This is a genomic window from Aphanizomenon sp. UHCC 0183, assembly GCF_009712065.1.
Lineage (GTDB): Bacteria > Cyanobacteriota > Cyanobacteriia > Cyanobacteriales > Nostocaceae > Dolichospermum > Dolichospermum heterosporum.
Map to the genome: position 1 here is coordinate 57816 of NZ_VILC01000006.1, position 18949 is coordinate 76764.

Sequence of the window (18949 nt, forward strand, 5' to 3'; positions counted from 1 at the left end):
ATTTTGTATCACAAATTTAGATGTATAACTTGGCTAAAATACTCAAAATATTAATATTCAAGAAAGACTTTTGGATAGTTTCCCCAGCATAAATGTAAAAGCTGAAAGCTGAATTTGTATTTCGTCTGCCACCAGTTTAAGTAATCCACCTGACGTAGTAATTAGGATATCAATTGTACAAAAATCTCCATAGCAGCTAGGAATCTTTAAACTCTGCTCAGATACGGGAGTAATTCCCAAATTCATGGCTATTAACAGCGGTTGTTGATCACCAGTACCATGAATAAGCACACACCACATACCATTTTCATGAGAACACAATAAGGTTCTTGTGCCATTTTGAATCAGTTTGTTTTGCCCACGAATTTCAGCAAGTTTGTGAATTAGTAAAAAAGTGGGATGGTGTTGACTATATGGCTGAAAGGTTTTCCGATTAATTGACCCAAACTGCCAAGCACAAGCAGGATTTTCAAACATATCCTCCCGTACATAACAATCATGACCCAGCCAATTCCCTGTATCCTCACATTGATATACTCCTAAAGCACCACAAAACTCTTGTTCTGTTCCTTGATAGATAAAAGGTGTTTGTGGACCTAAAATTAAACAAGCAAGGGCAAAATGTAACCGGACTCGCGCTTCATCTCGATTTTCCATCCGACACAAGAATTGATGAAAAATTCTCTTTTGTAAACAACCCCGAAATGTCCCGCCCCTGCGCCATCAAATCATCCATAAAATGCTAACTCCCTAGCTCCAATGGATTGTGGATCACCAAACCCTCTATCCACTCAAAATCTTTTATATTTGCCGTTGCTAACGGTAGATCAGAATCTAAACAGGTTGCAGCAATTAGGGCATCACCTACGGACATTTTTCGCTGTTGGCGCAAAGCAACCGCAATTTCAAGCGTAACTTTATTGATCATCAAAACATCCAAGTTATCTAAAATCGCTATGATGGCCTGTTTTTCAGCCTCACCTAAACGATGGTAGCCCAATGTTTCCAAACGACTAATCGCAGAATAATGCGTGGCATAATTCACCAACCAGCTACGCAACTGCGTATATGGCGGCTGAGTGGCATAAATAATCAAATTACTATCAATCAGCATCGTCTCTCCCGAATAAATTGCGATCTTGGCGTTGTTCACGCTGCCAAACAACTGGATCAGCAATTTCTGCAAAAGGATTTAACGCCACCGCCTGCGCCAATGCTTGCGCCAAACCTTCGCGCCTTACTTGGTTTAAAGTGATAGGCTTTTTTTCTCGTGCTTTTTGTTCTAAATAAACAGCATAATTTAGTAACTCCGCTTGCGATGATATCGGTAGAGCGGCGGCATGGTGTTGAATTTGTTGCAAAATAGGGTTCATAGCTGTCGTTTATCTAGTACCGACGATATCTATCTATATTACTGCTCATACGCCCCCAACCCCGAAATTTCTCGCCTCTGCGCCAGCTTGTGCAACAGCGGAATCAAATCCTCCATCAATGCCAACTCCTTCCGAGCAGCAATTCTGATTTTGAAAAAAATAAGATCAAACTCTCTTAATTTCAAGTGGAGAACCTGTATCAAATTATCATTTTTTGATAGATAATTATTATCCGAGAAATTGGGTGGAAATGGTGTCCATATTGTTAAAACGAGTAGTGTAGGATTAGTGGGCATTACAAATTTAAAAATTATTACAGCATTAATAGGGTAGATCAAAATTAGATCAATTATTTTAGATGTAGCCAAAATCATTACTAAAACTGGGTTTTAGATAAATAAATTCTGCCTTGTAATCGGAAGGTCGTAGGTTCAAATCCAACTGCTGGCCTTTATTATTAAACACATATTCTCTTTTGTTAGTGTGGTTTGCGATCGCATATCTGGATGAAGGTAAGGCTGTTATTCCTGTGTGGTTAGATGTTATTTATCAACAATTAGTTAACAAACTGCGTTAACCTAAAAGTTTCCTGCAAGCATCAATACATTGATAGGAGACAGCATTTTGCCACGTGGAACTAGAAAAAGCACTAAAAAACAACCAGCCGAAAATAATACGCCGGGGCTGTTATCTATATTAGCAGAAATTGATAAAACTGAGGAACGTTTAGACATTCCCACAATGGAAACATGGCTGTGGGATGCTGCTTGTAAAATACGCGGTTCTACAGATGCACCAAAATACAAAGATTTTATTCTCCCGTTAATTTTTTATAAACGTCTATCTGATGTTTTTGATGATGAATATGAAAAATGTGCTTGGTGAGGTTTTTCGCAGTTGGGAAACCAGGTATAAATTGAGTAAGGTTGTGAAAATTGCAGAGTTAAGGGAGGCTGATTATAATCTTAGTCCTTCCCAGTTTGTGGATATTAGCGAGAAGTTTGTACATCGGGAAATTGGTGATATTTTAGCAGATTTGGCAGCAGCAAGACAAGCGCGGGAATGGGCTGATAAGGATTTAGATGAGGTTTTGGTTAAGTTGAATTTAGGTAAATGATTTAATGATGTAAATAAAATTTTGGGAATTTTGGCTAGTGGTGTAAAATAATTTTAGGAGTTATGAGGTTTTTTAGTTATGGTTCAAGCTGTAGCAAAACAAGAATCTATTTTAGATAGAGTCCAGAATTTAACACCGGAACAACAGGAAGAGGTATTAAATTTTATTGATTTTTTGCAATTTAAGGCACAAAAACAGGTAAATCACCAGGAACAACCACAAGAAGGTAGATCATTTTTAGATGCGGCTAAGGAGTTTGTTGGTTGTGTAGATAGTGGTATGGGTGATTTGTCTTTAAAAAAGAAGGAGTTAAAACAAGGATATAAATTAATATGCAAAGAAGAATATTAATAGATACAGGTGTATTAGTTGCTATTTTGGATAAAAGCGATAACTTTCACCGTTGGGCAACTCAAACTGTGGCAAATTTACCTTGTCCTTTTTTAACTTGTGAACCTGTAATTACAGAGGCGTGTTTTCTTTTAAAAAATGTTTATGGTGGTGAAGATGCTGTTATGGGTTTAGTTAGTAGCGGGAATATTCAAATTGATTTTTCTTTGAATGAAGAAATAAATACTATACGAGAGTTGATGAAACGCTATCAAAATGTACCAATGTCTTTAGCTGATGGGTGTTTGGTAAGGATGAGTGAGTTAATTCCTGGTAGTTATATATTGACTATAGATAGTGATTTCCGAATTTATCGCAAGAATAAAAATGAAATGATTGATTTAATTATTGCTGTTTAGAAATGCCGGGAATTATCTATGAATTGAATACTCAACAATTAGAAAAATTCCATCAAAACCAGACAACGGAAACTGTAAAGGTTCTTAATTTAAGCAAAGCATTATTCAAAGATGTAGAGGATAAAAGCCGAAAATCACCTTTTTTAATTTCCATAGGCGATCGCGCTGAGAAAATTCGCCAGCAGTTTGAAAATAGGCAAATTGAAGCTACAGAAGCATTAGCAAGACTGGAAGAAATTGCTAAGGAACGTATTCAAGCGGAAACAGAACGGGAAAATCTACAAATTGATGAAAATACCTATGCTATTTACACCGTCATTAAACAAGCAATAAATAATGTGGAAGTGAAGCAAGCGGAAACTATCAACGCTATTTATAATAACTTCCTTGATTATCGTTGGGATGCCCGTCACGAAGTTGATTTAAGAACAGAACTTTACGTTAACCTGTACAAAATAACCAACTCTGTTGAGCAAACTATTGAAATTACTAATAACCTACTAAAACTAGAACGGGTGGAATCATGAATACAACCACTGTCCAAACCCATTGGAAGGATACAGAAGAACTCAAAGATACTGTACAACAATGGAGCGATCGCCTTCAAGTAACAGTTAAACAAATTCAATTCCGTTCCATGAAACGCAAATGGGCTTCTATTTCCACTATCGGCCGCTTAACCATCAATACTAAATTACTGGATTTACCCAAGGAACTGGGAGAATTTGTGATTGTTCATGAATTAGTACATTTACTCGTTCCCAATCACGGTAAACTGTTTAAATGCTTTATGTCTGCTTATTTGCCTGACTGGGAAGAAAAAGAGCAAAAATTACAACTTTCTCAAAATTCGCCTAATAATTCTAAATTTTCTTCTGATTTTCTACCATAAAACGAAACTTTTTCCAACGAGCGATATAGAAACCGACCCAAAAAAAAGAAGCCTAGAAACGAATTTCCGGCTTCTGATTTCCTATATTTAGGGTGCAAGGGCGTTACCACGAATTAAACTACCAATGGTTTTGGCAGTAATTTTTAACTGGGTGAAGGGGTTAGCGGGAACTACAGTTTTATAGAGATAACTATCAAAAGTTAGCTTTTGTACATCCATGTCATCACACATTTCTACAAATGCTTCACGGGTAGCATCGGAACGATAGAAGACGTTTTGAAGAATGTCTAACACTTTGTAGGTGAGTCCGTATTTCTTATCCCAGCGCTTGATGTACACTTTGAGGTCTCGTTCTGTGGGAATCCGCGCCCCACCGTTAGCGGCTTCCACAATGGCTTCAGCGCACATTCTGCCAGATTTAGCAGCGAAGTAGATACCTTCCCCGGAGGACTTGGTAACATAACCAGCAGCATCTCCTACCAAGGCTATGCGACCGACAACGCGACGGGGGCGGGGATGTTCAGGGATGGGGTGTGCTTCGATTTTGATAATTTCACCACCAGCGAGTTTTTCCGCAGCCCGGGCGCGAATACCAGTTTGAAATTGTTTGATTCTGGCTTTGTTGATGTGCATTGTGCCAGTACCGACGGCTACGTGATCGTGTTTGGGGAATACCCAAGCGTAGAAGTCGGTGGAAACATCATCGCCAACGTACATTTCGGCGAGGTCGTTGTAATAGTCCATTTTGTCTTGGGGAAGACGAATGCGTTCTTGGAAGGCGATCGCATAATTGTAATCTCCAGCGCCCATATCCTTGGCAACGCGGGAATTTGCCCCGTCAGCACCCACGATTAAATCCACCTTTAGGGTTTTGGTAACGCCTTGCGCCCCGTCCCCTGTATGGTCAACGTAGTGAATGGTATAGGGGTCGGTATTGTTCCCAGGAATATCAACTTTATGAACAGTGGCGTTAATTAAATTTGCCCCTAATTTTGCCGCCCGGTCCCGCAAGAAACCATCCAGCACTTCTCGGCGGCACATTCCTATATATTCTTCTTCATTTATCAGATTGATGTCAACTTCACGATTAGAAGGAGAAATCATTTTCATCTTCCGTACCCGACGGTCAATAATTGCCGGAGGTAAGTCAAACTCACTCACCATGCACAGGGGAATAGCGCCCCCACAAGGTTTGGCGTTATCTAACTTGCGCTCAAACAAATAGGTTTCAATCCCAGCTTTAGCTAGGGTTTCGGCAGCGCATGAACCCGCAGGTCCCGAACCCACAACAGCAACCCGTAGTGTCAAAGGTTTTCTCCTAATTATGAATATTTTCCCAAAGTATCCTATCACGGACTTTTGGCTGAATTTCCTTTGTAGCTCCAGGTTTTGATATAAATACAATATTCCTTAATATTTCGACATGAAACCCGTGTTTTTTATATCTTATGAGTAAATATTAGTCAATGATAACTAGAAGAACAACTAATCATTAAATATGGACATTGCTGAATTGAGGTATAAAAATCAAACATTCTATTTCTCAAACTCTTACTCTCTGCGACTCTGCGCCTCTGCGTGTTAGCGAAGCGGGGCGAAGCCTGAAAAATCATACCTTCACCCACCAAAGCCTCATTAAATATGCAAATTTCTCTATTTGATAGGTTTTCCCGCCGTATATGTGTAACAGCAATTACAGGATATGAAAGAGAAAACAAACAAAGCAATTAAATGCGCCTATGGAACAATAAAGGAGGTCTTACTTATTAAATACGCACAATTAAAAATCAAGGTAATGCTATTTATTTATTAAATTTGGCTCTTCGGTACTTGTTATGCTAAGTTACCAGTCGGTAATAGGGAACAGGGAACAGGGAACAGGGCAAAGAGAAAAAATTTTGCCATAATATTCAAAAATATGGCTTATTTCTTCTACACAGCAAGCTTTATGAGATTTCTTTGTTCAGATTTTGCATATTATGTACTCAAGAGCCTTAAATTTATCTGTGTAACAGCTTAAAACAGTTCAAGTTGCTGACTTTTAGTTTTATATTTTTGTCGGCTTAAGTTATATTTATCTACTATATGTTCTGGAATAGGAACTTTATCAAGATTACGAGGCTCAACTTTAATTGCTCCAGAACCATAGCTTTTGCCTACCAGTCTAAGATTTTTAATTGTCTCAGGATCATTTAAAGCCTCACAAAGATTAGCGATATATAGTTCATCATCATAAATAGGATAAATACACAAAAAACTTGTTAATGGAACAACACCAGCCTCATTTTTAATAAACCGGGAATTGCGTCTACCAAGATAAGCAAATAATATGGGTGGCACTTCTCTATATTCTATTTTATACCACAATTTACGTTGTTTAATCAGGGGACGGTCAGGCAAACCTAATTTTTCACCTTCTTCAAGATAGTTAGCAACTGATTCAGAGATATTATCATTACTATTTATTGAAAGTAAAATTGTGGGACGATTATTTTCTTCTAATTTTTTGATATCTTCAATAGTTAATTTATCTCCTGTTACATCTTTTGTCCGTCCAATTGCGAGTTTAAGAAATTCTTCAGGAATTGCCAGTTCTTGAACCTGCTGTGTTGTTAAAAAAAAGAAATCATTCGCTCCTGTGGCAATACCACGCATCACCTTTGCAAAGTCATTGAGGTGATACTTAAAATCACAATGATTTTGTTTGGGTCTTGATAAACCTGTTGCTAATCCTTCTTTTAACTCTCGATTATTAATTTCCAGAGTTATATAATTTGTATCTTTAAAGTCTGATTTAACAAAATTAAAAAGTTCCTCATTGGCTTCATTTGCCTTTATCCATTTAATTATCTGGACAGGTTCAGATTTCTTAATAAAAAAAATGATTGCATTGGTATCAACCTTGGGAAAAGGTGTCGCATTTTCATGAAATGTAACAACACATTCAAGACAATAATTTTTAGTAATCCATTGCCACAGTTTTTGAGCAAAAATTCCTTCACAAGTATCAGCAGGCATGATAAAAGCTAATCTACCATTTTTATCAAGTAAATTTAACGCCTGCACAAAAAAGTAAATATGATAACCTGCTCTACCATCAATTGTAAAACCTGTAATTTTTATAAAAAGCTCTTTTAGAAATTGTTTCATCTTTTCATCAATTCGGTGATGTCTGATGTAAGGTGGATTAGCTATAATTGCGTTAAACTTTTTCTGTGGAGGATTTTTGATAAAATCACGTAATTCTACAAAGCAACTATTTTTTTGATAAATTTCATCTTCTAAAACATATTTATCTATATCAATTCCATAATAATTAATAGAGGGATTTATTTGTAATAAAGCATTTAAAAAAGCTCCTTTTCCAGCAGCAGGATCAAACACCAAATCCGTGTCTTTTACTATATACGAAATCATCGCTTTTGTCACCCATTCTGGTGTCCAGAATTGACCTTTATCACGTAATTTTTCTCTTTCTTGCCAGTTATTAGGTAGTTTTTGATGAATCATAATTTATTAAAGGTTATTGAGTATTTTTAAGGCGTTCTGGGCAATCTTAAGTGAGATCAGGCATTTTTTCGGCAACCCAAAGTGAATTTTCACATTCAACTGCTATAAGTGATTTTCTAATCAGAGGTTGCAGTTCATTTTCAACTATAAAAGGTAATTCTTCGCTACCACCAATATCTTTTAAAAAATTATCAACATAGGATTTTTCTTCTATTTTAAAAATTAATAAATCAGGACGTTTGATTTTCCCTAATCCAGCAGCTTCCAGTCTTTCAAAGTAAAGTTCAAATGCCCTTACGTCATCTGTGGGGGCTGTTCCGCTTGGTCCATAAGGAATTGCATAAAACTCATTAGTCTCATTAATAGCACCAGTTAAGCGTTTTTCACTCCAAACACCTTGAGACCAACGCATCAAAAAATCACTGCCTCTTAAACGTCTTGGATTTAACCAAAAGTCAGCCCAACTAATTTCGTTTATACATTTTACAGCAAATTGTCATCAAACCCGGAACAAGAACCCCACCCCCAACCCCCTCCCCGCAAGCGATGAGGGGCTAAGATGTACCTTATATGATTGGAAATTGCTGTAGTTCAAGTTCAATATTTTCTTTCGATACTGATAAAACTTTCTCAAAGGGGTGCATTAATTATACCTAGCTAGGAATAAAAAACAATATTTATTGGATTTTACACTAAATCTTTGTCCATAGAAAATTTAATCCAGTATAAATATAATTATTATCTTACTTTACGTGGTTGTGTGAATAACTTTCGTCAAATTTAAGTAGGTGGGCGGAGGAAAATCAAAATATATTTCGTTTTTTGAAATGGCTAAAACTCAACAACAATAACGCATTGATCTGAATTTACATATCGTTACACATTTTGGTTATTTCACGTCTACCTACTTAGATGCTTTTAATGAGATATGTTATACCTAAATAAGGTGCGTTTCCTAACGCACCCTACAAAACGAAAACAGCTTTTCTGCTCACCTGCTTACTTGTCTTCCTGGATACTTCTGACAATTTTTATGACGAGTTTTCTAGGAATAAACCGGACACATTTTGACATCATTTTATTCATAAACCCAGGAATAACAATTGTTTTCTCTCGCATTAACCCATCATAACCCATCCTACCTACAGATTAGGAAAAACCTAGCCTTGATTCGTCGGTTGGGTTGTTCGCGTTAGCGTTGCGGAGCAATTAGCATGAAACCTAACATAAGCGTTGGGTTGCGCTGTCGCTTAACCCAACCTGGAAAAAACGGACAAGGTATTGATTAAATATGCAAAATTCGGCGTTGCTGATTAAGGGTATGAATTTTAGTCTCACGTCAAGGCGCAAAGACGTAAAGGTAAAGGTAAAAGTTTTCAAGGTTCAATTTGGGAATTTCATACCTCAATTCAGCAATACCATATGCAAAATTCTATATTTAATAGTTTTTCCCGGCAAATCAGTATAACAGCAAATACAGGATATCAAAGATACATTATGATTATTCTTGATTTTCATTGCTTTGGGTAAAATTTACCTGTTCATATATTTCACTTAAAGCAATCTGAAAATCTATAGTTTGTAATGTTAAAATATCTGATTCCGATTCTAACTCTGTGAATATCCATTTACCATCATTTGTTTTCACATATTGCATGACATGATATTGATATTGATTGATTAAAATATATTCTTTAAATTCAGGTATAGAACGATAATACATGAATTTATCACTTTGGTCATAATTACTAGTTGATTTAGATGAAACTTCAGCAATTAATAAAGGATTCATCACAGTGGTAGTATTTTCAGTAGCATAAATAGGTTCTCCTTGAATTATCATCACATCAGGGTATGTATGTTGACGATAACGCGGTATCCACAAGCGGACATCACCAATATAAACGTCATAGTTTTTCTTTCTTAATCCGTATTTTAAGGAAGCTGCGAAATTAAGAGCTATTTTATTATGATTTGTTGTTCCTCCAGTCATAGCTATAATTTCTCCATCTCGATATTCGCTTTTATACTCTGCTTGTTCTTCGAGTTCTAAGTATTCTTCTGGTGTGTAGTATCGTGTTTGTGTTTGCATAATATCAACACAGAGTTAATAATTGTGATATTAATAAGATTCTATCATGATCTAATTTTGTGACGGTTCAGCAGTCCTAAACCCCTACTTCTCTTCCTGCATACTTCTGACAATCTTTGTGACAAGTTTTCTAGGAATAAACCTCACACATTTTGACATCATTTTATTCATAAACCCAGGAATAACAATTGTCTTTCCTCTCATTAACGCATCATAGCCCATCTGAGCCACAGTTTCCGCATCCATCATATTTTTCCCCTTCAGCATTTTAGAATCTGCCATGCCGGTTCTTTCATGAAAAGCAGATGCAGTTGAACCTGGACAAAGAACTGTGACGGTGACACCTGTACCTTCTAATTCATTAGCGATCGCTTCTGAGAATGATAAAATATAAGCCTTAGTGGCAAAATACACTGCCATTAACGGACCTGGTTGAAATGCAGCCGCAGAAGCAACATTTAATATCTTGCCATGACCTTGTTTAACCATTTCTTTGAGAAACAACTTAGTTAAATGGGTCAGACAAACTAAATTTACCTGCAACATTTCCAATTCAGTCTTGAGATTAGTTTCATTAAATAACCCATAAGTACCAAACCCGGCATTATTTACCAGAATATCAACTTTGATACCAGATTCTTGTAATTCTGTGAAAATTTCTTCAGGAGATATAGATATAGATAAATCTTTAATAATAGGTTTAACAGAAATTCCAAATTCTTCTGCAAAATCAACAGCTATTTTTGTGATTTTTTCTTCTAGTCTATCTACCAAGACTAGATTATAATTATTATGAGCAAAAATACGAGCTAATTGATAACCGATACCATTAGCTGCACCCGTAATCAAAACTGTTCCCTGACGTTTTATGTTCATTTTAAGAAAGATGAGTTAGCTGGAGTTAGCATTGATAAATTGTGCCAACACCCTTACATTATAACAAATAAAAATTAAGCTGCATATAATAAGATTTCCAGAATAATTGACCGCAGATAAACGCAAATGAACGCGGATAAATACGGATAAATTCTGGATTTCATAATTATATGCAGCTTAACCAAAAATTGATATTAAGCAAGACTTAAGAAACCAGTTTGTACTAAGTAAGATGTGTAAGTCATCAACAATTGAGAATCAATGGTCGGACAAACAATGGAACTGCCTTTGAGTGCTTCTAGAGTTGCTTCACAACTGATAATTGGTCTTCTTGCTTGTAAATACAAATCAGGAATGGTGATTTGTTCATCAGACCAACGTTCTAGTAAAAATGGTCGCAAAGTATATAATGGATTGTCTTGAGAAGTGACATTATTAATTAACTCTGCTTGCCACTCTTCATAAGGAATCATCTTCAGTGAAAATCCAAAAGAACGCACCCAATCAACTAAAGATTTTAAGGAAGCAGGTTGGGGATGTTGTAAATGGAAAGCCTTACCTACTGATGTTTCTTGTCGAGAAAGATAAACAACAGATTTGCTCACATAATCAACAGGAGACATATCCAACATATAATCTACATCAGGGAAAGAACCCATTTGCAGACAACCTTTAATCATCAAATTGATGAAATCATGGGTATTACAAATCCCGGTTTGGCTATCTCCAGAAATTAAAGGAGGTCTATGAATAGTAATAGGTAATCCTCGACTACCAGCAATTTTTACTAATTTTTCTGCCACCCATTTAGTTTGGGAATAACCGAGGAAAATACCTTCCCAATCATGAAAATCATCATCTTCTTTAACTAACTTACCAGCATAAGCACTGGATTCAAAAACAGCCACACTAGAAACATAATGCAATGGCTTAACTTTAGTTTGACAAGCCAAACGCAAAACTTCCTGTGTACCCAAAACATTCGCTGTTTTTAATGCTGAGTAAGGATAAACATAATTCAGTAAAGCTGCACTATGATAAATAGTATCAATATTAGCAGCTAGATTTTGAAATTGTTCTGCATTAATTCCTAAATGTGGCTGTGCTAAATCCCCAATAATGGGAATAATTCTGCCACTATAATGATCTTGCCAAATGCCATATTGTTGCAAATTATTTGCTAATTTGCTTTTACCTTCTTCCAAATTACTAGCACGGACTAAGCAATAAAGAGTTGCGTCCGATACTTCTAGTAATTCCTTGATAATGAAAGCACCTAAATAACCTGTTCCCCCGGTTAAAAAGATGTTTTTAGGGTTAGTAACAGAAACAGCAGTGCCTATGGGTTGAATAGTGGGGTCTAGAACAGCTTCCGCACCTAAATCTAGAAGAGGAGGAGCAAAACTAACAGGGGAATTTGTTCCAGAACCTGCATCTTGTAGCTGAGAACCATTACTAGATTCTTCTGACAATCGTTGGGAAAGTGCCGCAATATTAGGATAATGCCAAAGTAAAATAGGAGAAGGTTTAAAACCTAGTAATTCCTCTAATTTACTAATGATCATCATGGCTTGAGCAGAATCCAAACCATAATTTTCTAAGTTTTCATCAACATCAATTTCTGCGGTTTCAACTCCGACAACTTCCGCGAGATGGGAAACTAGAAATGATTGAATACTTTCAGAAGTACAAGACTGTTTTAAACTCATTTTTACTTCTCCAATGTAGAAGGAATTGGTTGATATTGACTGTAATAAGTAGGCATTTGTAAACCCTGCATTTTTAAACTGTGACTACGATATAAAAATGCTGTCCCCCTCATAATTTGGTCAGCAACATCAACAACATGACGCTGATTATATTCTGACAAATATGAACCACGCACCCAGTCATTGAAACCACCCATAGCTGGACCACACCATATTTGATAATCAACTTCCCGACCTTTTTCACCAGTGCTAGACCACCGAGAAGATAATCCTAAATACCAACGAAAGATGACAGCCATTTTCAATTTAGGATTATTAACAGCTTTACCCAATTTTTCAGGATTTTTTTGGGATAAATAAGCCGCTGCACCTTCCCAAACTTCCGCAAGACTTTTCCGAAAAATTTGTTTTTCTAGCTTCTCTTTTTCTGCTGAGGGAATCTGTTCAATAGAGTCGTAAGTGCGATACAATTCATATAGTTTTTGCGCTCGCATGGGAAACATTGTCCCCCGTTTGAGAACTTGTAATTTGACTCCCATTTCAAACATATCGGCTGCGGGAGCCATTGTCATATCTGCCATTTCTGCTTGTGCTAACAACTTTTTAGTATGTTCACAAGCGCCAGATTCCACACAAGATTGATTAATTGAACCAGTCACTATATAAGCAGCACCCATCATAAAACCAGCTAAAGCTGCTTCTGGTGTACCAATGCCTCCAGCCACGCCAATTCTAATAGGAACTGAGTAATTATATTGCCCTTGAATTTCATCTCTGAGGGCAATAATTGAAGGTAATAAACATACTAAAGGACGATTATCTGTATGACCACCAGAATCAGCCTCAACGGTAATATCATCAGCCATTGGCACTTGTCTAGCCAAATTAGCTTGCAATTCGGTAATTAGTCCTTGCTGAAGTAACTCTTTGAGAATTCGTTCCGGTGCTGGTTGTAAAAATTTAGTGGCAACTTCTCGACGGGAAACTTTAGCTATTACCTTATTTCGGATATCAATTTGATTAGCTGCATTTAATCTTAACCCAGCAACTCGATAATAAACGATATTAGGAGTTAAGTCTAAAAATGCTGATGCTTCTACAGTTCTGACACCATATTTCAGATATAAATCTACAGCGCGGCGTTCAATAGCTGGTTCGTTAGGACTGTGAATTAAATTGAAAGCATAAGGACCACTAGGTAACGCTTCTTGAATAGTATTAATCGCAGTTTCTAAGCGTTCTGGAAGTAAACCACCTGCACCAAAAGAACTTAAAATTTTCTCTTTTCCGAGTGCAATTACCATTTCTTCAGAAGCAATACCCCCAGCCATTGCTCCTGTCATATAGGCATATTTTACACCATAAGCGGCGAGAAAACTAGGGTCGCCAAGTTGTTGTAAACGTAGGGGAGGGAGTGATATTAAAAGTTCTGCTTGTCCAGATAAAGCATTATCAGCAGATGATAAATAACCATCATTAGTAGCACCGATTTTCCCAGCTATTTTAATAATATAACAAGGTTTATCTGATGTTAATAGTTTATCTTTGATAGCACTTTTTTCAAAGCTAACACAATCTAATGAACCCTTCCAAATTTGGTTTTGGTGATTACAGGTGAAAAAACCCAGTCCATTATCATGTTTACTTAGTACCGTCTCGATTGTTGTCACGGTAATTATTCCTCAATTTATAAGCAAAGGATGTGAAATGAAGAATCTAGCTCACGCAGAGGCGCAGAGGCGCAGAGAAAGAACATTACATCTCAGTGTAATTTTCAGTCCATTTCTGAACACAGTTCAGTTAAGCATTTTTTCTTCCCTCTGTGTCCTCTGTGCCTCTGTGGTTAGTTAAAAAAGAGTTTTACACTTAACACTAAGTGAATTATTTCTCTTCCTTGAGTAAGTTTTGAGCGCAAGCTAGTTGCAATTGAATAATTTCGCTCATTTGCTGACTAAAATCCTGTCTAGCTGCTAAGAAGTTTGTGTGAGTTTTAGTTAATTTGGCAGTATTGTTACTCAAGTTTTGATACTGAGCTTTTTTTAAATCATTCATGCTAATTTTTTCACCAGATTCTTGATTTATGTTTGGCTTTAAGATTTTTGTTGACTCAAAGAATTTTAGTTTCTTTGACAATTCCAAACCGTTCTCCATGATCGTTTTTATGGTATTTTTTTGTAGCTTTGGTTGGGGTTTGGAGTAAATCTCTGTGGGTGCTATTTTCTCGGATGTCTGTAGAGAATTAATTATTTTATACTCTGGCTGAGTAGAAATTGTTTGCTTTTGGTTATTAGCAAAAATTTGGCGATTTTCTGCATTTAAAATTGCAGCAGTCATGGAACTACCACCTAATGTAACTTTCCTCAGTGCAGCTTTTTTTTGTTGAGTGTTTTCTGAGAATAGGTTATATAAAGGAGCTAGATTCAACTTGACTTGATGACTTAATAGTTTTGCTAATGCTTTAATTAGGGAACTATGGTCATCTGTACCGCGTCGGTTTAGGGATACGGTAAGATGTTCTTGATTAGCTAAATTTTTATCTATCCAGCGTGAACAAATACCACCAGCGCCGGCTTCAATAAATATTTTTGCCCCGTCACCATAAACGCGATTAACTAAGCGGGGAAAGTCGAGTTGTTGACATAACCCTGTAGCAATATTGTGGGCAATTTCTTGGCTATCAAGTTCAATTGATTGATATTCAGCCGCAGAATAAAACTTAATTCCGGGTATTCTTTGCGCTGGTATAGTGTATAATTTTTCCAATTCTTGAGATTCTGATTGCATTGCTTGACAATGAATTACATGATCAAAAGGAGCAGGAAAGGAATTACAACCCAGGGTTTTAATTACTCGTTCACACGCGGCTGGTTCTCCGGCAATTAATACTTCTTCTGCTGTATTAATCTGTGTCAAATAAACGTGAGGTTCATTTTTTAAACATTCTCTAACTTGGGCTGGACTAGCCATGAGAACGTAGTTAGCCCATAACTTATTTTCTGGAACTATGTCAGTTTTTGGTAGTCCCCAATACTCACGGACAGCATTTTTAGGACCAGATAATCTGTCTCCAAATAAAGCTGATGAATTAAATGTGTGACTGACTTCATAAAAATTACTCCATACTCCTTGAGCAACCATCATGCTAGTTTCACCTAAGCTATATCCGAAAATATATTTAGGTTTAATTTGGAAATCCTCAGTAATAATTGTGGAGATTAATCTGGTAAAAAGCACTTCTGCTTCAAACATTGCCAGAGAATCATCTAACAATTTCTTTTCTAGAATTTCTAATTGTCGAGTTGACAATTTACTCAAACTTCTCGGAAATACCAATTTTTCAACATCCGCAGCCCGTTCGTCAAGACTTTTGATAATCACATCATCTAAGACTTTAGGAAATAAACGGAAAAGACTCCGACCAATACCCAGGTAAGTATTAACAGCAGCGGGATAAACAAAGGCAATTTCTCCATCTTTACCCAGGGGTTTGGGTGTAAAATAACTACCTATGGGAGTTTGCCAATCTTTACCATTTGCAAAGGCATTAGTTACACCTTTTTTCGCAGAATTAATTTCTTTAATTAATTCTTTTTGGTTGCGTCCAGTTAGGGAAAGTGTATATTTGCTGTCAGAATTTTGTTGAAATTTAACAAAGGTTTGACTTGCAATATTTTTGAGAGAATCAGCATTTTCAATTGTTGCTTGCAAATGATCCAATGCTGCTAATAAGCTAGATTGATCATCTGCGGCAATGGGTAATAAATGCAAAGGTCTTGATTCTAAATATGTGCTGGTACGTTCTGGTTGTGCGGTTTCTTCTGATAAGATGATATGGGCAAAAGAACCGTCACAACCAATACTATTAATCGCGGAAATTCGAGATTTGACCTCTTTTTGCAAAAACCAAGGTCTCGATTCTGTGGCAACATAAAAAGGACTACCTTCCCATACTTGCGGTGTTTTCACACCAGACCAATTAGGAGTTCCGGGAATATATCTGTGATAAATACTCAGTGCAGTTTTAATTAAACTGGCAATTCCAGATGCAACGAAGGTATGACCAATATTAGCTTTAACGCTACCTATAGCGCAGTGTAAACCATCTCCTACTGAGGGATAAGCTTGGAGGATACCGTTAATTTCGGCTTCGTCTTCTGCGGGGATACCACTAGCGCAGACTTCCAAATAATTGACTTTTGTGGGTTCAATGCCGGCTTGTTGAAAAGCTTGTTGACATACTTGGGTAATGGTATGGCTATCTACAGCCATTGAGGAAGATTGACCAATGCTAATACCATCAATTACTGCATAGATACGTTGATTATTTGCTAACGCTGTATCATGACGTTTAAGAACAACTGCACCTGCACCTTCTCCCACATTCCAACCATTGGCTTTTTCGTCAAAACTTAAGGTATTGACTCCTGTATTAATTTTGCCAAATTGACTTCGCAATAAGACATTTTCTACACCTCCTGCTAAGTCAACAGCACCCACAACTACAGCATCTACTTCATGGGTATCTAGCAGCATTTGCGCTAATTCTAGGGCTTTAAAAGCGGCTGTTTCGACAGCACTAATGGTAAAAGATGGACCAGAAAAATTCCATAAAGAGGAAATCCGACTAGCCATAATATTGGTAACGTGACTGAGATATTCACTAAGTTCAACTTGATTGTGAATACTATCTTGAACTATGCCTTCTAATTGATTGATCTTTTCTGGTGATAAAACAATTTCTGCACCATTTAAACCATCTTTAATTTGCCAAGGTAAATTCCATCTTTGCTGGAGTTGGTGTACAGATAATTCTGTATCTGCGGCAATAATTACCGCTACGTTGCTATTAGGTGAAAGTCCCGCATCTTTGAGGGCGCGGTCAGCAACTCTTAATAATAAAAGTTGTTGAGAGTTGATTTTTTCAACTTCATTAGGAGGAATTTTGTAAGCTAAAGTATCAACTTCAAAATTATCAATATACGCTCCTTGGGGGACTTTTCCTGCTTCTAACCCATACTCTCGCAGTAAAGTTTCTTGTTCATTAATACCATGCCATCTTGATTCTGGCAGAGGAATAAAATGCTGTTTTCCATCGTAAATGCTGCTCTCAAAGGCATCTAATTCTTGACATTCTCCAAAAAAGGCATCCATGCCCACAATTGCCATCTTTGCAGTCTTATGTTGCTGAATATTCATTTGCTTACTTCCCCTGTTCTAGAATAATATGAGAGTTTGTTCCACCAAAACCAAACGCACTTAAAGCTACTCTTTTAATTCCTTGACTTGGCCATTTAGTCGGAGTTCTGACAATGTTTTGTGGAGAGATAACATTATTTTCAGAACCTATGGGTTGAGTCACATGAATAGTTGGAGGAATAACCCCATGAGACATACTTAAAATTGTCTTGGTTATGCCTACCATGCCCGCAGCAACTAGTAAATGACCAACATTTGTTTTTGTTGAACCTACTAATGGTGCTGCTTTATATGGACTAAAAAAGCCTTCAATTGAGTTACATTCGGTGGTATCTCCCAATAGAGTACCGGTAGCATGGCACTCTAAATAATCAATAGTTTCGGGGTTAAGTTTAGCTTCTGAATAAGCTCTTTGATATGCCAGATTTTGCCCTTGAGGATTAGGACTAAGAAGGTGTTTACCTTTACCATCATTAGATAGTCCATTACCACAAATTGTTGCCAGAATCTTGTCACCATCTCTAACAGCATCACTATGTCTTTTGAGCATTACCATTCCTGTGCCTTCGGAGGTAATTAACCCGCGTGATGACTTATCGAGAGGACGACTAATGCCATTATCTGGATATCCTTGAATACCAGAAAATAACATTCTCACAAATAATGGATCTGCACAACTAATAGCACCAGCTAACATCAAATCTGCTTTGCCAGATTGTAGATAATGGGATGCTAATTTAATGGCGTAAAATGATGACGAACAAGCAGCATCTATACAGAAATGAGTTGCAGATAGAGAAAATGCTTTGGAAACTATGGCAGCGGGTAAACCGGAAACCATAGCATTGTATGGAGAGACTTTTGTAGAGGTTGATAAACCTCCTAAATGAAAGTCTTTTTCCTGTAATAGTTCACCAATTGCAGGTTGAATATTTTGCTGATAAATAGGAGCAAATAATTGATTAGAAGCTTTGGTTGGTAATCCTAAAGCTCCTAAAATTACGCCACATTTGGCAAGTGCAGTTTGATTTCCCCAATAGCCACTTTGAATGATGGCTTGTTTGGCAGCGTACAATGACCATTTAAAGGTATTATCTAAGCTTTCAACAAATGCCGCAGGTAAGTTATACTCGTTGGCATCAAATTTAAAGTCGCGGATAAATCCACCTTTTTGAAAGTAGAATTTTTCCGGTTTACCTTTGATTTCATCGTAGAATATAGCGGGATCTATTCCCAAATCCGCTACAGTTATAGATGATGTGGAATCTTTTTCTGCGGTGAGATTCTGCCAAAATTCTTCAGGATTATTCGCATCGGGAAATAGGCAAGATAACCCGATGATTGCTATTTTTTCCACTTTTGAAATCCTCATTGGGGGATGAGGGAACGAGATATTATTACTCTTTTCCCTATGTTATTTAGGATTTACGCGATT

General features: G+C 36.9%; 18 protein-coding genes. 6 read left to right on the plus strand and 12 right to left on the minus strand.

Going from position 1 to position 18949, the window contains the following annotated elements:
* Window positions 1-57: 57 nt before the first annotated feature.
* The 3 genes from FJR37_RS03185 to FJR37_RS03195 all read right to left on the minus strand — a co-directional run bounded on the left by FJR37_RS03185 (window position 58) and on the right by FJR37_RS03195 (window position 1373).
* Window positions 58-657 carry a hypothetical protein gene (locus FJR37_RS03185; protein ID WP_052149974.1) on the minus strand — a complete coding sequence of 200 codons (600 nt, stop codon included), beginning with the start codon at window positions 655-657 and terminating at the stop codon, window positions 58-60.
* Between the two features lie 85 nt (window positions 658-742).
* Window positions 743-1114 carry a type II toxin-antitoxin system VapC family toxin gene (locus FJR37_RS03190; protein WP_039203028.1) on the minus strand — a complete coding sequence of 124 codons (372 nt, stop codon included), beginning with the start codon at window positions 1112-1114 and terminating at the stop codon, window positions 743-745.
* Window positions 1104-1373, minus strand: coding sequence for a hypothetical protein (locus tag FJR37_RS03195; protein ID WP_168465279.1), 270 nt, complete (start codon window positions 1371-1373; stop codon window positions 1104-1106). The genes FJR37_RS03190 and FJR37_RS03195 overlap by 11 nt, the downstream gene beginning before the upstream one ends.
* Before the next feature lie 624 nt (window positions 1374-1997).
* On the opposite strand from FJR37_RS03195, the gene FJR37_RS26360 reads away from it, so the two are divergent.
* From FJR37_RS26360 to FJR37_RS03235, 6 genes are all read left to right on the plus strand, one after another.
* On the plus strand, window positions 1998-2258 hold the full coding sequence (locus tag FJR37_RS26360) for a type I restriction-modification system subunit M N-terminal domain-containing protein (RefSeq protein WP_039203023.1): 261 nt from the start codon (window positions 1998-2000) through the stop codon (window positions 2256-2258).
* A 43-nt stretch (window positions 2259-2301) separates the two neighbouring features.
* Window positions 2302-2490, plus strand: coding sequence for a hypothetical protein (locus FJR37_RS03215; RefSeq protein ID WP_174763379.1), 189 nt, complete (start codon window positions 2302-2304; stop codon window positions 2488-2490).
* Between the two features lie 78 nt (window positions 2491-2568).
* Window positions 2569-2841, plus strand: coding sequence for a DUF2281 domain-containing protein (locus tag FJR37_RS03220; RefSeq protein WP_039203019.1), 273 nt, complete (start codon window positions 2569-2571; stop codon window positions 2839-2841).
* Complete coding sequence (locus tag FJR37_RS03225) at window positions 2823-3239, plus strand: type II toxin-antitoxin system VapC family toxin (protein WP_039203017.1); 417 nt, start codon at window positions 2823-2825, stop codon at window positions 3237-3239. The genes FJR37_RS03220 and FJR37_RS03225 overlap by 19 nt, the downstream gene beginning before the upstream one ends.
* A 2-nt stretch (window positions 3240-3241) precedes the next feature.
* Entirely contained in the window at window positions 3242-3766 is a 525-nt protein-coding gene (locus FJR37_RS03230) for a hypothetical protein (RefSeq protein WP_168465281.1), read from the plus strand.
* Window positions 3763-4131: a M48 family metallopeptidase gene (locus FJR37_RS03235; RefSeq protein ID WP_168465282.1), complete on the plus strand. Its 369-nt coding sequence runs from the start codon at window positions 3763-3765 to the stop codon at window positions 4129-4131. Before FJR37_RS03230 ends, FJR37_RS03235 begins: the two co-directional genes overlap by 4 nt.
* Before the next feature lie 87 nt (window positions 4132-4218).
* Here FJR37_RS03235 and chlP read toward each other — a convergent pair whose 3' ends face one another.
* The 9 genes from chlP to FJR37_RS03280 all read right to left on the minus strand — a co-directional run bounded on the left by chlP (window position 4219) and on the right by FJR37_RS03280 (window position 18871).
* The gene (gene chlP, locus FJR37_RS03240; protein ID WP_027403737.1) at window positions 4219-5439 is read right to left on the minus strand and encodes a geranylgeranyl reductase; all 1221 of its coding nucleotides are present in this window, start codon (window positions 5437-5439) and stop codon (window positions 4219-4221) included.
* A 708-nt stretch (window positions 5440-6147) separates the two neighbouring features.
* Complete coding sequence (locus FJR37_RS03245) at window positions 6148-7641, minus strand: Eco57I restriction-modification methylase domain-containing protein (RefSeq protein ID WP_168465283.1); 1494 nt, start codon at window positions 7639-7641, stop codon at window positions 6148-6150.
* A gap of 46 nt (window positions 7642-7687) precedes the next feature.
* Window positions 7688-8053 carry an AccI family restriction endonuclease gene (locus tag FJR37_RS03250; protein ID WP_254434494.1) on the minus strand — a complete coding sequence of 122 codons (366 nt, stop codon included), beginning with the start codon at window positions 8051-8053 and terminating at the stop codon, window positions 7688-7690.
* 1089 nt (window positions 8054-9142) lie between these two features.
* Window positions 9143-9733, minus strand: coding sequence for a Uma2 family endonuclease (locus tag FJR37_RS03255; RefSeq protein ID WP_053537790.1), 591 nt, complete (start codon window positions 9731-9733; stop codon window positions 9143-9145).
* Between the two features lie 84 nt (window positions 9734-9817).
* Entirely contained in the window at window positions 9818-10609 is a 792-nt protein-coding gene (locus FJR37_RS03260) for an SDR family oxidoreductase (RefSeq protein ID WP_039203012.1), read from the minus strand.
* Window positions 10610-10803: 194 nt separating this feature from the next.
* Window positions 10804-12318, minus strand: coding sequence for a thioester reductase domain-containing protein (locus tag FJR37_RS03265; RefSeq protein ID WP_168465284.1), 1515 nt, complete (start codon window positions 12316-12318; stop codon window positions 10804-10806).
* Window positions 12319-12320: 2 nt separating this feature from the next.
* A complete protein-coding gene (locus FJR37_RS03270) occupies window positions 12321-13988 on the minus strand; it encodes a PfaD family polyunsaturated fatty acid/polyketide biosynthesis protein (protein WP_027403733.1) in 1668 nt (555 codons plus the stop codon).
* 211 nt (window positions 13989-14199) lie between these two features.
* Window positions 14200-17514 (minus strand): type I polyketide synthase, encoded by a 3315-nt coding sequence (locus tag FJR37_RS03275; protein ID WP_168465285.1) that lies wholly within the window; start codon window positions 17512-17514, stop codon window positions 14200-14202.
* 4 nt (window positions 17515-17518) lie between these two features.
* Complete coding sequence (locus FJR37_RS03280) at window positions 17519-18871, minus strand: polyketide synthase (RefSeq protein WP_168465286.1); 1353 nt, start codon at window positions 18869-18871, stop codon at window positions 17519-17521.
* Between the last annotated feature and the right edge of the window lie 78 nt (window positions 18872-18949).

Excerpts from the sequence above, each read along its gene's own strand:
- FJR37_RS03185 (WP_052149974.1), bottom strand. The coding sequence starts at position 657 with ATGGAAAATCGAGATGAAGCGCGAGTCCGGTTACATTTTGCCCTTGCT.
- FJR37_RS03190 (WP_039203028.1), bottom strand. The coding sequence starts at position 1,114 with ATGCTGATTGATAGTAATTTGATTATTTATGCCACTCAGCCGCCATAT.
- FJR37_RS03195 (WP_168465279.1), bottom strand. The coding sequence starts at position 1,373 with ATGAACCCTATTTTGCAACAAATTCAACACCATGCCGCCGCTCTACCG.
- FJR37_RS03220 (WP_039203019.1), top strand. The coding sequence starts at position 2,569 with ATGGTTCAAGCTGTAGCAAAACAAGAATCTATTTTAGATAGAGTCCAG.
- FJR37_RS03225 (WP_039203017.1), top strand. The coding sequence starts at position 2,823 with ATGCAAAGAAGAATATTAATAGATACAGGTGTATTAGTTGCTATTTTG.
- FJR37_RS03230 (WP_168465281.1), top strand. The coding sequence starts at position 3,242 with ATGCCGGGAATTATCTATGAATTGAATACTCAACAATTAGAAAAATTC.
- FJR37_RS03235 (WP_168465282.1), top strand. The coding sequence starts at position 3,763 with ATGAATACAACCACTGTCCAAACCCATTGGAAGGATACAGAAGAACTC.
- FJR37_RS03245 (WP_168465283.1), bottom strand. The coding sequence starts at position 7,641 with ATGATTCATCAAAAACTACCTAATAACTGGCAAGAAAGAGAAAAATTA.
- FJR37_RS03250 (WP_254434494.1), bottom strand. The coding sequence starts at position 8,053 with ATGCGTTGGTCTCAAGGTGTTTGGAGTGAAAAACGCTTAACTGGTGCT.
- FJR37_RS03255 (WP_053537790.1), bottom strand. The coding sequence starts at position 9,733 with ATGCAAACACAAACACGATACTACACACCAGAAGAATACTTAGAACTC.
- FJR37_RS03260 (WP_039203012.1), bottom strand. The coding sequence starts at position 10,609 with ATGAACATAAAACGTCAGGGAACAGTTTTGATTACGGGTGCAGCTAAT.
- FJR37_RS03265 (WP_168465284.1), bottom strand. The coding sequence starts at position 12,318 with ATGAGTTTAAAACAGTCTTGTACTTCTGAAAGTATTCAATCATTTCTA.
- FJR37_RS03275 (WP_168465285.1), bottom strand. The coding sequence starts at position 17,514 with ATGAATATTCAGCAACATAAGACTGCAAAGATGGCAATTGTGGGCATG.